Genomic DNA, 15,653 nt, shown 5'->3' on the forward strand with positions numbered 1-15,653 from the left:
CGCTTGCACCCCTCGTATTACCGCGGCTGCTGGCACGAAGTTAGCCGGTGCTTCTTCTGCGAGTAACGTCACAGCTAGTGAGTATTAATCACTAACCTTTCCTCCTCGCTGAAAGTGCTTTACAACCCGAAGGCCTTCTTCACACACGCGGCATGGCTGCATCAGGCTTTCGCCCATTGTGCAATATTCCCCACTGCTGCCTCCCGTAGGAGTCTGGACCGTGTCTCAGTTCCAGTGTGGCTGATCATCCTCTCAGACCAGCTAGGGATCGTCGCCTTGGTGAGCCATTACCTCACCAACTAGCTAATCCCACCTAGGTTCATCCAATCGCGGAAGGCCCGAAGGTCCCCTCCTTTCCCCCGTAGGGCGTATGCGGTATTAGCAGTCGTTTCCAACTGTTATCCCCCTCGACTGGGCAGATACCTAGGCATTACTCACCCGTCCGCCGCTCGTCACCTCAGGAGCAAGCTCCCTTGTGTTACCGCTCGACTTGCATGTGTTAGGCCTGCCGCCAGCGTTCAATCTGAGCCATGATCAAACTCTTCAATTAAAGTTTTGTTTGCTTCATCCACCTTACAAGTAAGGAGAAATCAGCGGCTCAACGAATTCTGTATTACATAAATTATTTTTGATTTTACTTTCTATAAGAAAGTGAAGACCAAAGTTGCTATGAACACTCATTCATTAAGTAATTTTTGACTGCTTCGTTAGAAGACAGTTTCGAATAACTTAATCTCTGTGAGTGCCCACACAGATTTGCTTGTCATATTGTTAAAGAGCGTTGCCATCATTGGCGTTCTTGCGAACCGTTCCAAGTGGCTAGGGGTGCGTATTCTACACTTCCCGTTGTTGGCGTCAAGCGTTTATTTTAAGAAGTTTTTCAAGCGTTGATTTCTTAATCAGAAGTCATTGCAAGAAGCTCTTAAACCGCTTTCACCAGAGTTATCATCCTAAGGCATACTAACTCTCTAACACCGCTGCAAGTCCCTTGCTACCTAAGCTTTCGTTTAGCTAGTTGGCCTGCTGTGCCGTGTCAGTGGATGCGCATTATAGGGAGTTCTCGGACTAGCGCAACCCTCTTTCTGTAATAAAATTAGCTTTTTCGAATCAAACGAATAGTTACTGCACAATATGTGCTTTTTAACGGCTAAACGGCCTATTTAACGTAGGAGTCGCGAGTTGTAAAAGCCCAATCCCGTCAATAAGATCTACATATAGCAAAGTAAAAGCTCCACCTACTGAAGAAGGTGGTTTAGGGCTGAAAACAAAAATACCTCATAACTGAGTTATGAGGTATTACGTTTCACGACATTAGCTTATATATGTCAAAGTAGGCGCCTAGATGAATCATATATAGTGTTGCGTTTTACTATTTAACTTGCACACTAGCCCTGATTAGCTAAATACTCAGGCACATCGGCAATTGAATCTAAAACAACTGTGGCAGCGGCGATAGCATCATCAGTCACCGTCTTACCCGTTCTAACTAAAATACGAGTCGGCACACCTGCCGCCTGAGCAGCTAACATATCATCGCGTTTATCACCCACCATGACTGATTGAGATAAATCGATTTTCAAAAATTGCGCTGCTGAGTTAAGCATACCTGGTTTTGGCTTACGGCAATCACAATCAATTTTGTATTCACCAATGCCTTTTTCTGCATGATGCGGGCAATAGTAGATCCCATCAAGCTCAACACCTTTATCGACAAAGTTCCAATCCATCCACTCTGTTAATGAGTGAAATTGGTCTTCGCTATACATTCCTCGAGCAATACCTGACTGATTGGTAACGACAGCAAGCAAATACCCCATATCCTTTAGAGATGCGCACGCGTCAAATACACCGTCTACATATTCAAAATCGTCTACTTGGTGTACATAACCATGGTCTAAATTGATAACGCCATCTCTGTCTAAAAATACCGCTCGATTCACAATACATTCTCTCTAATATGCAATAGCTATTATTATTTCATTCCTTACAAGAAATTGCACCGTGAACTTGCTATAAAGCAGCGAATATCGTGTAATGAATAAAGTATACCATTTTATCCATTCGTAGCTAATCATTACTGTTTTAGTAAAGATAGGGAAAATAACAAGATGTCTGATATCTACCAACAAAGACGCCAAGCTCTACTTGCTGAGCTGCCAGAGAACAGTGTCGCAATTATCGCTGGCTACCAACAAAAAGTACGCAGTAAAAATATTAAGTATCACTTTAGACAAGACAATGACTTTCTCTATCTTACTGGATTTGAAGAACCTGACGCTGTAGCAATATTAGTTAAGCATGAAAGCTACGAATACTTATTATTTTGTAGGCCTAAAGATCATGCACAGGAGGTCAGCTTTGGAGAACGTGCTGGAGTTGAAGGTGCAGTTTCAATATATGGTGCAGATAAAGGCTATAGCATCGCAGATCTGGAGGATACCCTTCTACCACTGTTAAACAGGACTACAAATATCTATATAAGTGATGAATTAGGTCGCTTTGCTGCACAAATCGTGAATTGGGCAAATTATCAAAGACACCATTGCTCCTTTGATACACCAAAACAATTTACTAGCATTAAACCACTAGCCGAGCTGTTGCATCAAAAGCGGGTAATAAAAGACGAGAATGAGATCAAAAAAATCCGTTCAGCAGTCAGAGCCTCCGTTGCCGGGCACATCGCGGTCATGCGTGCCTGTAAACCCGGCGTTAATGAACGAGAGCTATCATCCCTTTTTGATTTCACTATCTCTAAAGGCGGCTGTAACGATGTCGCTTACCCGAATATCGTAGCCGGAGGCAATAATGCATGTTGTTTGCATTACGAACAAAATTGCTGCGAACTAGTTGACGGACAAATGCTATTGATTGATGCAGGCGGTGAATATGAACATTATGCCGCAGATATTACCCGCAGCTATCCTGTAAATGGCAGATTTACAGCAGAGCAAAAAGTAATTTATCAACTAGTATTAAGCGCACTTGACCAAGCAATTGCCAAAGTAAAGCCTGGCGCTAGTTGGAACGTACTATATGAAACCTGTATGCAGGTGATGGCTCAAGGACTAAAAGAGCTAGGGCTACTTACGGGTTCAATTGAAGAGATCATGGCAACTGAGAGCTACAAGCGATTTACCGTGCATAAAACTGGTCATTGGCTTGGAATGGATGTTCACGACGTGGGTCCGTATCATGATCAACAAGGAGATTGGCGTACTTTAGAAGCTGGAATGGTATTTACAATAGAGCCCGGTATTTATATACCGTTAAATGCTGAAGGTATTCCTGAAGCCTACCGCGGTATGGGGATCCGTATTGAGGATGATATCCTAGTCACTGACAATGGATTTGAAAACTTATCAGCCGACGTTCCCCGCACAGTCCAAGAAATTGAGCAATTAATGCAATCGGTATAAACGGGGCAAGCAATTAGTTTAGCCAGAATAGACAAGTCAGCTTAACTTGCCTGTAACCTTGATAAATTGCAGATCAAAGCGCTGATCTACCAATTAGCGCTTATTACCAAGAGTTTGGGTTAATAAGATCGGCTGCCGTACCCCCACCTAGAGCATAGAAAATGGAAAAAAATGCCCAGATAACGCCTAACCCCAACATAACTTGAATGATCAATAAAAGATCTTCCACTACTTTTAACGGATCTTCTATAACGGCTTTACAATAAGATAATAGCTTTTTGATACGCTGTCCCACTTGTGGTTAATTTATAGAGCAATTTTAGACTAACTCCAATTAGCACCAGGATCATCAATTCAACTTTATTATCGGCCAATTAACCAACACAAACGTATTAAGTGCACAAAAACCACGCTCTCATATTCAGCGAGAACCAGTTTTAATGCCAAATGCTTAGATGCCTCTACGCAGCTTCCAAGTACGAAGGCCATCTAAGCATCATTTTCTAAGCAGAGATTACTATTGAAGTAAACTAGCTAAACCTATCAATACTGTAGGGTTCTAAGTCAACACTTGATTGCTTGCCTTGAACTTCTTCTGCCAGCAATTGCGCTGTAATTGCAGACCATGTAAGCCCTAGATGTTGATGCCCAAACGAGAAAAATACATTGGACTGCTTCGAGCTCCTCCCTAGTACCGGCAAACTGTCAGGCATTGAGGGCCGAAAACCCATCCAACGTTCTCCATCAGACGCTTGAGCGTTAGCAAACAACTCGGGCAACAGAGCTTTAGCGTGAGGAAATAAACAATCCGCTCTTTCATTTACTAATGGTGCTTTTAAACCACCAAATTCAACCGTTCCGGCTAAGCGTGTGCCATCTAACATTGGAGTAATAATAAACTTACGGTTATAAGAAGCGACAGGCCTTGAAAGGGTACTTTTTTGCGGCATCATCAAATGATAACCACGCTCAGTTTCTAATGGCACCGTATAACCAAGTTGCTTAGCAAACGGTTTAGACCAAGCACCAGCGGCGATAACCACACATTTAGTGCTACGCCGAGACGATGACGTTTCTAACGAGATAGTTAAGTCTTGCTTACAAGCGCTTAGTTTTAGCACTTCTTCAGTAACTAATTCTCCACCAAGTTCTTCAAATTTTGCGGCTAACGCCAAACATAAGCTATAAGGATCTGGTGTATGGCCTACCTGAGTAAAGTACAAAGCATTCGTTATATTTTTGCTTAATGAAGGCTCAAGTAAGCGTGCTTCATCACCAGATAATAATGACACTGGCACTCCAGCGTTTAAATACGCCTTAAACTCTTTATCTACTTCTCGCATTGGTGTGTTTTCAAATACTAATAAACTCCCATTTAAACTCAGTAAATGTTCACAACCACAAAACTGCACGAGGGACTTCATCGCCTCAATGGCGTCTTGATTTAGCATTTTAATTGCTTGGCAGTTATGCGCCCTGCGTGAGGGCAACATATTACCTAAAAAACGCATAAACCAAGGTAGAGCTTTTAGAAAGTAACTAGGCTGGATCCGAAATGGTCCTAAAGGATCCATCAACATTCCCGGAAGTTTAGATAACATTGCAGGATCAGCTAACGGAAAGACTTGCTCAGTTGCAAAATGTCCCGCATTGCCTTTAGATGCCCCCGCCCCTGCACCTTGCTTATCAATAACCGTAACCTGAAAACCTGCGCGTATAAGTTCAATCGCTGCAGATAAACCTACAATGCCCGCACCGACTATAGTGAGCTTGTCTTTTTGCAAAGCAGTCGGTAGTAAAGGAGGCGGCTTTCCCCCTCCAGTGTAAGTTTCTTGCGTATTATAATTTTGAGTCGTATCAGTATTTAGCATCTTTCTCTCTTAATTATTCAATAAGTCATTGATCTTGGTTTAACGCAGAATAAAACCTTCTTGAAAGATGTCATCAGGATCGATAACAAACTGATGCTTGCCTGTAATAAAGGAACGACCAGAAACCTCAGGCAATACCGCACTTTTACCATTAAACTGCGATTGAGCCGTGGCACTCACAATCATGCGACCATCGACAATACTTTCTATCATTATTGGATTATTGAGTTCGACCTCACCTTTAGCATGAAGCAAAGCAATTCGCCCTGAAACCCCTGTGCCAGTTGGCGAGCGGTCGACTTCACCATCAGCAAAAATACACACATGACGAGAGTGAGCCTCAGGATTAGTCACCTTTTTTGAGGTAAAAATAGTGCCGTACAAAAAGCTTAAGTCGGTTTCAATTGGATGAATAAGCGGATGATTAGCCATAACCGCTAACTTAATCCGGCGACCCAAATCAATTAATTGGGCAACGTTGCTAGGCGCACAACTTATCCCTAGCGAGTCTGCGTCAACATAAGCGTAGTAAGCACCACCAAAACCTATGTCGTAATCAACCATACCAAAACCGTCAACATCAACTTGGCAATTAATCGCATCGGCCCAGGAGTCGACATTAATAAAGCTTGCGTGAACTTTTTCTTGCTTATCCCTATAGGCTTTTGCTGTGATTAATCCTGCAGGCGAGTCGATTTTAATCACGCGTGCATTACTTTCATCATCGGCTGCTAGCTCAATTGTTCCGGTTTCACACATCACCTTAACCAAAGCCAAAATACCATGGCCACACATACTGCTATAACCTTCGTTATGCAAAAATAACACACCAAAATCAGCACCTTCAGTCACAGCATCTGTGATCAGCGCGCCATACATATCCGCATGTCCTCGCGGCTCATGCATTAATAGTTTTCGATAAGTATCTAGATGAGTTTGCACATATTGGCGCTTTTCCAAAATCGTCTCGCCTTTTATCTCTGGGTAACCAGACATAATAATTCGTAACGGCTCACCTTCAGTGTGCGCATCAAGGGTAACGAATTCCTTAAAATCGGCGGATAGCTGAGATTTAATTGTGATAGACGTCATATTTTTATTGCTCCAACATTATTATTTGGATATTGTATACAACATTATGAAAGGCTTTAGTAGTATTTTTTACATACACACTAATAACAAATAGCTTTCAACCTAAAAACACATGGATACAAAATACGAGTCTGCTGAGCAGTAATAGACAGCTAATATGTAGATAGGTTGGTAAGCTGTTTTTCCGGCAAATTTAATCTCGACTAACTAAAGAGTTAAACCTAAACCATTGCATGGTGAATTCACCAAGCACTGGATTTTATTAGTCGTTACAAACCTAAAAACAATGATAACAAGGGAGTGTTTTCCCATGCAGAAAGGTACTTTTTTTTGCGTTGATGCTCATACATGCGGTAATCCAGTTAGGCTAGTAACTAGCGGCCACCCTCACCTTAATGGCAATACCATGAGTGAAAAACGCCAGCATTTTCTCAAAGAATATGACTGGGTACGACAAGCCTTGATGTTTGAGCCCCGTGGGCACGACATGATGTCAGGCGCTTTTCTTTATCCACCATGCACTGATAATGCCGATGCCTCAATTCTATTTATCGAAACCAGTGGCTGCTTGCCGATGTGTGGCCATGGCACTATTGGCACAGTCACTGCTGCAATTGAGTCTGGCTTATTAGTAGCTAAAACTCCTGGCCAGCTTATTTTGGATGTGCCCGCAGGACAAATCAGAATCGAATACCAACAAACTGCTGAAAAAGTAGATTGGGTGAAAATCTATAACGTCGCCGCCTACCTAGCACATCAAGACCAAATACTCGACATTCCTGGCCTTGGTCCACTAAAAGTCGATGTTTCCTATGGCGGTAACTACTACGTTATTGTCGATCCTCAAGCTAACTTTCCAGGGCTGCGCCATTGGAGCGCCGGTGACATCTTAAAATGGAGCCCGATTGTTAGAGCAATCGCCCAAGAACAACTAAGTTGCATACATCCTGACGACCCAACAGTTAGCGGCATTAGTCACGTACTTTGGACGGGCGACACAATAAGTAATGGTTCTGACGGTGCCAATGCAGTTTTTTATGGCGATAAAGCGATAGACCGTTCACCTTGCGGCACAGGAACGAGTGCTCGACTCGCTCAGCTTTATTGTAAGGGCCTGTTAAATGTCGGTGATGAATATACCCATGAAAGCATAATAGGCAGTCAATTTGTCGGCCGAATTGAATCCGCCACCCAAGTAGGTAACTACAAGGCAATCATGCCCAGTATCAAAGGCTGGGCACGAATCACCGGACAAAACGCCATAACTGTAGATGATAACGACCCTTACGCCTTTGGTTTTCAAGTGGTGTAACACCAAAAATTCTATATGAGCTGCAACCTTTAGGAGCAAGTATGACCGATTTCAACAACGTAAATATTACTGGCCAACATTTTATTAATGGTGATTGGACCGACCAAATTACCGAATTTGCCAGCAATAACCCAGTCACTAATCAAGCACTGCCATTTAAGTTTGCCAATGCCAGTAACGATAATGTTAAAAGTGCCACAAGCGCAGCTAAGCGAGCTTTTACACAATACCGCAGTTTAGCGCCTGCTCGCCGCGCTGAATTTTTAAATGCTATCGCTGATGAAATTCAAGCAGATATGACCTTGATAACTGAGACCGCTCACTTAGAAACAGGCTTGCCGATGGCACGCCTACAAGGCGAGACTGGGCGCACATGCGGCCAACTAAGATTATTTGCCGGAAACTTAGTCAATCCAATTGATACTCGTTATGTTGATCTTGCTAACCCAGAAAGAGCACCACTGCCTAAACCTGATACGCGCTTGTCGACTTTACCTCTTGGTCCAGTTGCAGTATTTGGCGCCTCCAACTTCCCGCTGGCTTTTTCAACAGCAGGCGGCGACACAGCATCAGCATTGGCTGCAGGCTGTACCGTTGTTGTAAAAGGCCACCCAGCCCACGCAGCAACCAGCGAGTTAGTGAGCAAAGCGATTGAGCGCGCTGCTCACCAATGTGATATGCCAGCCGGCGTATTTAACTTAGTACAGGGTGTAACCCCAGAGGTTTCAACTCAACTCGTCACGGACTCTGCGATTAAAGCGGTTGGTTTTACAGGCTCATTAAAAGTCGGCCGTATTTTAGCGGACTTGTGCGCAGCTCGTGCTGAACCGATCCCATTTTATGGCGAGTTAGGCTCAACAAATCCACAATTTATTTTACCAGAACTTCTTGAGCAACAAGCGCAAGAGCTTGCTTCGACACAAGTACAATCTATGTTAATGGGCCACGGTCAATTTTGCACAAGCCCTGGAGTTATCGTTGCTATTAAAGGTGATTCACTTAACCGTTATAAAGCCACACTTGCGCAAGATATTGCGGCCCAAAGTGCAGCCAGCATGCTAACAGCAGGGATCGCTTCTGTTTACCAGTCGCAAATTGATATCTTGTTATCCAATCCAAAAGTAGAATTAATTGCACAAGGTGAATCTTCACCTGCTAATCACTTTACTCGTCCGGCAGCGCTAAACGTATCAGCCAATGACTTTTTGGCATCGAGCGATATTCAACAAGAAGTATTTGGGCCTTGTGCAATATTGGTTGAATGTGATGATGCCGCACAGATGCTATTAATTGCCGAGCAACTTGAAGGCCAGCTCACAGCATCAATACATGGCTTAGAAGCGGAATTAGTGAACAATCAAACATTAATTGAAGCCTTAGCCTTTAATGTTGGTCGATTAATATTCAATCAAATGCCTACTGGTGTAGAGGTATGCCACTCTATGAATCATGGCGGCCCATATCCAGCAAGCACTGATAGCCGCACAACCTCTGTAGGCTCTGCTGCAATGGCACGCTTTGAGCGACCAATTTGCTACCAAAACATGCCGCAAGCAATATTGCCAGAGCGAACTAAAGTTGATGCTGTTGGCGTTAAAACCTTTTAATTTTCAGAAACAAATCAGAGAAGCTTTATCGAGCTTCTCTGATTTTAACGCCACTTAACGATATAGAATGATTGAGTAAAACAGCCGCTTTTATGTGTTGAAAAAATTGATGCGATTTATATTTTAGGTTTCTGAATGCAACTCAGGCGACATTTATAATTGCCAAAAAATCATCGTGAATTTTTTTCAATTAGCGATAGAAAAAGCTAAAAAGATGACGGCTAACCCATCTGTTGCCCTTTCTTTATATTGACATAAGCGTTACCCTAGGACGGATCAACGTGTATTAATAACAAGAAAATATCGGGTACTATGAGCAAAACAACACCTATCGTCCATAAAACTCGCACACAAATTGTGGTCGAGGTGCTTAGGGAAAAAATCCTTTCCGGTGAAATTGCCGCAGGTCAACCCTTACGTCAAAGCGCCTTGGCAGACGAATTAAATGTTAGCCGAATTCCTGTTAGAGAAGCGTTACTGCAGTTAGAAGCTGAAGGTTTAGTTAAATTCGAAGCTCATAAAGGCGCAACCGCAACGCTACTTTCTACAGAGCAAGTCACCGAACTTTTTGATTTACGAGCACTGATTGAATCCGACTTACTCGCCAAATCTATTCCAAATTTAAGCGAAGAAGATCTCCATCAAGCAGAAAGCATTATGCAAGAAATGGATGCGGCGTACCAAGATGAAGAGCAAATTGAAAACTGGAGTAGCCTAAACTCGCAGTTCCACACTTGCCTTTACAGTGCAGCCAACCGCCCGCACACCCTTGAAGTTGTTCAAGGATTAAATACTAACTGCGACCGATATATCCGTTTACAGCTATTTTTAGCCAGCGGAGTACCAAAAGCTCAGCAAGACCACCGTGAGTTGCTTGAGCATTGTAAAAACAAGAATATTGAAAAAGCTGTCGAGCTGTTGCGCGCGCATATCTTACATGCTGCTAATGAAATCCGCGTATTAGTGAGCCAACAAGACGACTAGCTCACTGTTGATTAGCATTATCCTTGCTAAGCTTCGCTTATAAAGATCCCATAAGGCAGAGCTCAGGTTCTGCCTTTTTAAGTTAAGAGAATACCTAAATGCAGTACGCCACTATTACTGGTTGGGGCAAGTGTGTTCCGCCCGCAACCTTAACAAACCATGATTTAGCCACCTTTATTGAAACCTCTGACGAGTGGATTAAGCCTCGTACAGGGATCAGTCAACGCCACATTAGCCACGTAGATACTTCAGAGTTAGCATCAGTCGCAGCTAAACGCGCTCTTGCAGCTGCAGGTATTGATGGTAATGAATTGGATATGATTATTCTGGCAACCGCAACGCCAGATACACTTATTCCAAATATTGCATCAACGGTGCAAGCCAATATAGGTGCAACCTGTGCAGCCTTTGATATCAACGCTGCATGTAGCGGCTTTTTATATGGCTTAGGTCTTGGTAGCTCTCAAATTAGAAGCGGCCAGTGTAAAAAAGTGTTGGTTATCGGTGCAGAACGCCTATCATTCTTCTTAGATTGGTCTCGCCGTGACACAGCTGTTTTATTTGGCGACGGTGCTGGCGCTGTTGTGCTAGAAGCCACAGATGAAGCAATCGGTGTATTAGGCTACGAGCTCAATAACGACCCTGATGGCAGAGATATCCTAAAAGCAGGTTTTGGTACCGCTATGGATCGTTTTGAAGCCTCTTCTTTAGACTTCTATATTGAGTTTAATGGTCAAGAGATCTTCAAACGCGCAATCGCTGGCATGGGCAAGCTAAGCACTAAAGTGATTGAAAAGTGTGGTATTGACAAAGAAGAAATCGATTGGGTTATTCCTCACCAAGCTAACGAACGTATCATTGATACATTAATTAGCCGCATGAAGATCCCGAAAGAAAAAGCCGTTGTCAACATTGCTAACTATGGTAATACCTCTGCGGCGACAATTCCGATTGCGATTTGTGATGCGCTTGAGCAAGGCAAAATTCAGCCAAATCAAATGATCCTGTCATGTGCATTTGGTGCTGGTTTAACCTCTGCAGCAGCATTAATCAAATGGGGCGATCGTGTTACACCTATTGCTACCAGCGATGCGGCGCTTCCACCTTGTGATAAAACGGGTATTGAGCTAGTAGCTAAAGCTGTTAAGCACTTTTGCGGTTAATACCTTAACTTTGTAGAAATAAGTGAATGGTCAAGTAAGGTTAATCATTCACTTTTTTTGCTGAGCTTAATGACCAAGTTTTGTCATTAACAGTTTAAGTATTACTAAAACACCGATTTTTTCGGTGTTTTTTTATGCCTGCAAAACACGAATACTTACCAGCATAAAACCAAATAACAGACTTAATTCAGAGATAAACCACCAGTTAGTTCAAAAACTCTTACCGTTACAACATTAGCAGTTATTGCTGTTATTGCTGTTATTGCTGTTATTGCTGTTATTGCTGTTATTGCTGTTATTGCTGTTATTGCTGTTATTGATAGATCTCATCCCAATATACTGCCTGAGAAAAGTAACTACCTATGTGGTTATTAAGTTTACCAAAGCTTGATACGGTAATGTCTTCACCGCTCACACATTGCCAGACAAAACGGTGGCAATTATTATCAAACACATCATATTCGCGATAACTAAAAATAGCCTGTTTCGCCCGTTCAAGCGTTGTCTCTCCTACCAAGGCTTGATGCAAATGATTACCCGCTTGATAAATTCGACTACCACTACGTCCAGCTAAAAATCGTCTTGCTGAAATAGCTCTCACTAAACCACTACCATGTAACTCCACCAGCGTGTCATCACCAATCCATATACCCGTGTGCTCGATAACACCGTAAACAAAACAACATACAATACTGCCGGGAACAGGTCGTACTTTTTGCCCGTCGGTGCCCCATAAACTCGGCACAAGCTCAGCTGACTTACCAAAAACGTGATCAGATTTAGCCTGGCCTCGCTTTCGCTTAGAAGCGATATTCTTTTGCTTTTCTTTTTCTTCAGCAACAAGCGCTGCACCAACGGCAGCAACTCCTAACCAAATTAACGGAAACGCCATATCACCGTCCTTAACAACCGATTCATTTAAAGTGACTTTCAACTTAAGGTATAGAAGAGCAATCGCTAATTGAATAGTAAAAATGTAACCAAAAAACCTATTGAAAGGCATTGTAATAATCGCTTTACAATTGGGGGAAGTGCTAATGACTTAAAAACTTAAATAAAAGTATGATTAAGTTTCTGATTATCCGTTGAAAGATTGCTATTAATACACTACTTTAAATAGTAACAATCGCATAAGGAGTCGTATATGAAAGGGATTATTTTTGCTGAATTCTTAGAACTTGTTGAAGATACCTTTGGCCTTGAAATCTGCCAGAAAATGCTTGATGAAAATCAAAATGACGGTGTTTATACTGCAGTTGGTACCTACGATCATAAAGATCTTATTAAACTCATTGTCACCCTCAGTAAGCTAACTGGGATTTCTGCAGAAGATCTGCAACAAGTCTACGGTAAATCAATTTTTAAAACTCTTTATAACAGCATGCCAGGTCTTGAAGGCAAAGCCGATAACACCTTTTCGTTTATTAACAGCGTTGAAGAATACATTCATATTGAGGTAAAAAAACTCTACGCCAATGCAAATCCGCCTGCGTTTAAGTTTGTTTCTGAAACCGAAACTCAGCTGATTATGGATTATCTCTCCGCTCGCTGTATGTCTCATGTTTGTCTTGGTCTTATTCAAGGCTGCGCAGAACACTTTAATGAAACAATCGAAATCAATATGGAGCCGATGGCTGATGATCAGTCAGAAGTAAGATTTACGCTAACCACAGTTTAATTTTGCCAGATTGAGCGATATTTATGCCTAATGATGAGATTATTCAATTAACTGAAAAAGTCAGCTTACTTTCTCGTAAAATTGAGCGAGAAAAAGCAGCCAAAAAAGCGGCGGAAAAACTCTTAGAAGAGAAAAGCCGTGAGCTTTATATTGCCAAACAGTTAGTCGAAGACTCATTAGTCAATATCAAAGAGAAATCAGAACAAGACATAGCGCTCCTGCAATTTAAAACTTACCTTGAATCAATACTGCTCGACTATAACCAGTTATTTTTACAAAAACCTATCTCAAATATTTTACTGCAACGCCTACTCGATGACCTAATTGGCATTGACGAAATCAAGGCCAGTAAAGTCAGGTTTAAGTCACTAGATAACAGCGGTAAGTTTCGCTCCTATTATGCTGGCGATAAAACGCTTATCAATAGCGATAGTAAAATTTCATCGCCGTTATTTTGGAGTGAGGATAATCGGCAAATCAAAATTATTATTAACTCAGGTGAAGTGATCTTAGGCAGTTTAACCTTAGTGATTGATTCCCCTTTGTCATGGCAGCACACGATTGAAAAACAGTTGTTACTGTTTTGCGATATGATCAGCGCCGCTCATAACCGCCAAGAATTACTCGCCCGTACCATTGAAGAAAAACAACGAGCAGAGCATTCAGAGCAATCCACCCGAGATTTTGTTGCCATGATCAATCATGAGCTAAGAACGCCTTTAAATGGCCTTTTAGGCTCAGCTGAATTGATGAGTGATACACAACTAACGCCCCACCAGCAGCAGCTACTTTCTACCATGCATCAATCAGGTGAGTTACTGCGGGTGATAATCAATGACTTACTGGATTTAAGTAAGATGAGCGCCGGCATGCTGCAAATTGTTGAAGTCGACTTTTCGCCGGCAAAGCTATGTCAAATGATTTACGACATTTTTAAACTGCGAACTGAAGAGTTCGGTCTAGAGTTTATCTTTAATTATCAAGATGACATTCCTGAACGATTAATGGGTGATCCTGACAGAATCAAACAGGTTTTGGTCAATTTAATTGGCAACTCTATTAAGTTCACTCAGCAAGGTAAGATCAGCGTCAACTTAGAGTGGAAAGCAGAGCGTTTTTGTTTTTCAGTCACTGATACTGGCTGCGGCATTCCACAAGATAAAATCGACACCTTGTTCGACCCGTTTACCCAAGTAAACAATTCAAGTAATCGTGCCTTTGAAGGAACCGGGTTAGGTTTAGCGATTTGTAAGCACCTGATTGAAGAGATGCAAGGAGAGATAAATTTAGAGTCCACTCTAGGCAAAGGCACTCAATTTAATATCAGCTTGCCATTAAAACCGGTACAAACTCTGCCGGAGAGTATTAGTGCGAGTGAGCAAAACTTCCCGATTGAAACCCTTTCATTACTCGTTGTTGAGGACAGTACTGTTAACCAAGTTTTAATCGAAATGATTTTAGCTAAATTGGGCGTTAAACCTAGCATTGTCAGTAATGGCCTTGAAGCGATAGAGTTTTTAGATAATCAACAAGTCGACATTATATTTATGGATTGCCGCATGCCTGTTATCGATGGTTTTGAGGCAACCAAAAGACTCAGAGCCGATGGTTACAGTAAACCGATTATCGCCTTAACCGCTAGCACCACCTCTACGGAAACCGAGCAATGTTATCAATGTGGGATGGACGAGATAGTTAACAAACCCTATCAAAAAGAAGATATTAGAAAAGCTTTAGTAAAGTGGGGCTGTAAGTTAAATTCAGCGGTTACCACGAGTAGTTCTTAAAAATATTCCACGAATTAAGTGAGTTTACGGCTTGTATTGCGGCAATTAATTTAAGGTTTAACCCACTAAACCATTAAGTCTGTGATAGCGAGCTCATCTTTCCCCGCAATGGCGGCCATTTGCGCTAACAACAATTCGCCGCACGCTAGTGCATCAACCGCCGCATTATGTGCAGCATAAACAGGTAAGCCGTAACGATTACGGCATGCATCAAGCCTAAGTGAGCCCTCTTTAAGTACATCATGTTGTCGCAGCAAACGTTTTTTCTCTAACGCCATAGTGTCTATCGCAACAAACTGTATTTCATGCCCTAGCCAGCGCAGACAATCAGCTTTTAAAAAGCAGAGATCCAGCGGTGCATGGTGTGCAACCAATATATGCCCTTTGGTTTTTGCTAAAAACCACTGCATAGCTTGTTCAATACTCACTGCATCAACTAATTGCTCATCGACAATGCCATGAATGGTTGCACTATTACCAACACTGCCTTCAATTTTAACCAGCAACTGCTCAGCCTTAGCAAGCTGTAAAACACCCGAGGTTATTGGGATAACGCCAATACTCAATATTTGATCTTGTTGACTATTAAGCCCCGTCATCTCTAAGTCAAATGCCATAAAAGATATTTTACTTACCGGGTGCGATAATTGTTGACTAAGTGCACGATAATAATCTGCAATTAACTTCTGCTTACACAGTAATGCGTTAAGTTGCAGTCGCAGCTTTAAGTAAATGGCATTCAA

12 protein-coding genes and 1 rRNA gene are annotated in these 15,653 nt (G+C 42.2%); 7 read left to right on the forward strand and 6 right to left on the reverse strand.

The window, feature by feature from the left end:
* A 16S ribosomal RNA gene (locus tag MSG37_RS03295) occupies nt 1–550 on the reverse strand; the annotation flags it as partial.
* Between the two features lie 835 nt (nt 551–1,385).
* Nucleotides 1,386–1,940, reverse strand: a complete 555-nt coding sequence (gene gmhB / locus MSG37_RS03300; protein WP_248469149.1) for a D-glycero-beta-D-manno-heptose 1,7-bisphosphate 7-phosphatase — start codon at nt 1,938–1,940, stop codon at nt 1,386–1,388.
* A 168-nt stretch (nt 1,941–2,108) separates the two neighbouring features.
* Here gmhB and MSG37_RS03305 point away from each other — a divergent pair, with 168 nt between their 5' ends.
* The gene (locus tag MSG37_RS03305) at nt 2,109–3,416 is read left to right on the forward strand and encodes an aminopeptidase P N-terminal domain-containing protein (protein ID WP_248469150.1); all 1,308 of its coding nucleotides are present in this window, start codon (nt 2,109–2,111) and stop codon (nt 3,414–3,416) included.
* A 530-nt stretch (nt 3,417–3,946) separates the two neighbouring features.
* Here MSG37_RS03305 and MSG37_RS03310 read toward each other — a convergent pair.
* Both MSG37_RS03310 and MSG37_RS03315 read right to left on the reverse strand, forming a co-directional pair.
* Nucleotides 3,947–5,287, reverse strand: coding sequence for an FAD-dependent oxidoreductase (locus MSG37_RS03310; protein WP_248469151.1), 1,341 nt, complete (start codon nt 5,285–5,287; stop codon nt 3,947–3,949).
* A 39-nt stretch (nt 5,288–5,326) separates the two neighbouring features.
* Nucleotides 5,327–6,379 carry a proline racemase family protein gene (locus MSG37_RS03315; RefSeq protein ID WP_248469152.1) on the reverse strand — a complete coding sequence of 351 codons (1,053 nt, stop codon included), beginning with the start codon at nt 6,377–6,379 and terminating at the stop codon, nt 5,327–5,329.
* Between the two features lie 310 nt (nt 6,380–6,689).
* Between MSG37_RS03315 and MSG37_RS03320 the strand changes: the two genes are divergently transcribed.
* The 4 genes from MSG37_RS03320 to MSG37_RS03335 all read left to right on the forward strand — a co-directional run bounded on the left by MSG37_RS03320 (nt 6,690) and on the right by MSG37_RS03335 (nt 11,445).
* On the forward strand, nt 6,690–7,691 hold the full coding sequence (locus MSG37_RS03320; protein ID WP_248469153.1) for a 4-hydroxyproline epimerase: 1,002 nt from the start codon (nt 6,690–6,692) through the stop codon (nt 7,689–7,691).
* A 41-nt stretch (nt 7,692–7,732) separates the two neighbouring features.
* Entirely contained in the window at nt 7,733–9,298 is a 1,566-nt protein-coding gene (locus MSG37_RS03325) for an aldehyde dehydrogenase (NADP(+)) (protein WP_248469154.1), read from the forward strand.
* A gap of 312 nt (nt 9,299–9,610) precedes the next feature.
* Nucleotides 9,611–10,282: a GntR family transcriptional regulator gene (locus MSG37_RS03330; protein ID WP_248469155.1), complete on the forward strand. Its 672-nt coding sequence runs from the start codon at nt 9,611–9,613 to the stop codon at nt 10,280–10,282.
* A 98-nt stretch (nt 10,283–10,380) separates the two neighbouring features.
* Complete coding sequence (locus MSG37_RS03335) at nt 10,381–11,445, forward strand: ketoacyl-ACP synthase III (RefSeq protein ID WP_248469156.1); 1,065 nt, start codon at nt 10,381–10,383, stop codon at nt 11,443–11,445.
* A gap of 313 nt (nt 11,446–11,758) precedes the next feature.
* Here the strand turns inward: MSG37_RS03335 and MSG37_RS03340 are convergent, their stop codons facing one another.
* Nucleotides 11,759–12,337, reverse strand: coding sequence for a lecithin retinol acyltransferase family protein (locus tag MSG37_RS03340; RefSeq protein ID WP_248469157.1), 579 nt, complete (start codon nt 12,335–12,337; stop codon nt 11,759–11,761).
* Between the two features lie 252 nt (nt 12,338–12,589).
* Between MSG37_RS03340 and MSG37_RS03345 the strand changes: the two genes are divergently transcribed.
* The gene (locus tag MSG37_RS03345; RefSeq protein WP_248469158.1) at nt 12,590–13,123 is read left to right on the forward strand and encodes a heme NO-binding domain-containing protein; all 534 of its coding nucleotides are present in this window, start codon (nt 12,590–12,592) and stop codon (nt 13,121–13,123) included.
* A 23-nt stretch (nt 13,124–13,146) separates the two neighbouring features.
* Nucleotides 13,147–14,910 (forward strand): ATP-binding protein, encoded by a 1,764-nt coding sequence (locus MSG37_RS03350; protein WP_282446567.1) that lies wholly within the window; start codon nt 13,147–13,149, stop codon nt 14,908–14,910.
* A gap of 65 nt (nt 14,911–14,975) precedes the next feature.
* Here the strand turns inward: MSG37_RS03350 and MSG37_RS03355 are convergent, their stop codons facing one another.
* On the reverse strand, nt 14,976–15,653 hold the full coding sequence (locus MSG37_RS03355; protein ID WP_248469159.1) for an exonuclease domain-containing protein: 678 nt from the start codon (nt 15,651–15,653) through the stop codon (nt 14,976–14,978).

It is taken from the genome of Shewanella sp. 1CM18E, from assembly GCF_023161665.1.
Classification (GTDB): Bacteria; Pseudomonadota; Gammaproteobacteria; order Enterobacterales; family Shewanellaceae; genus Shewanella.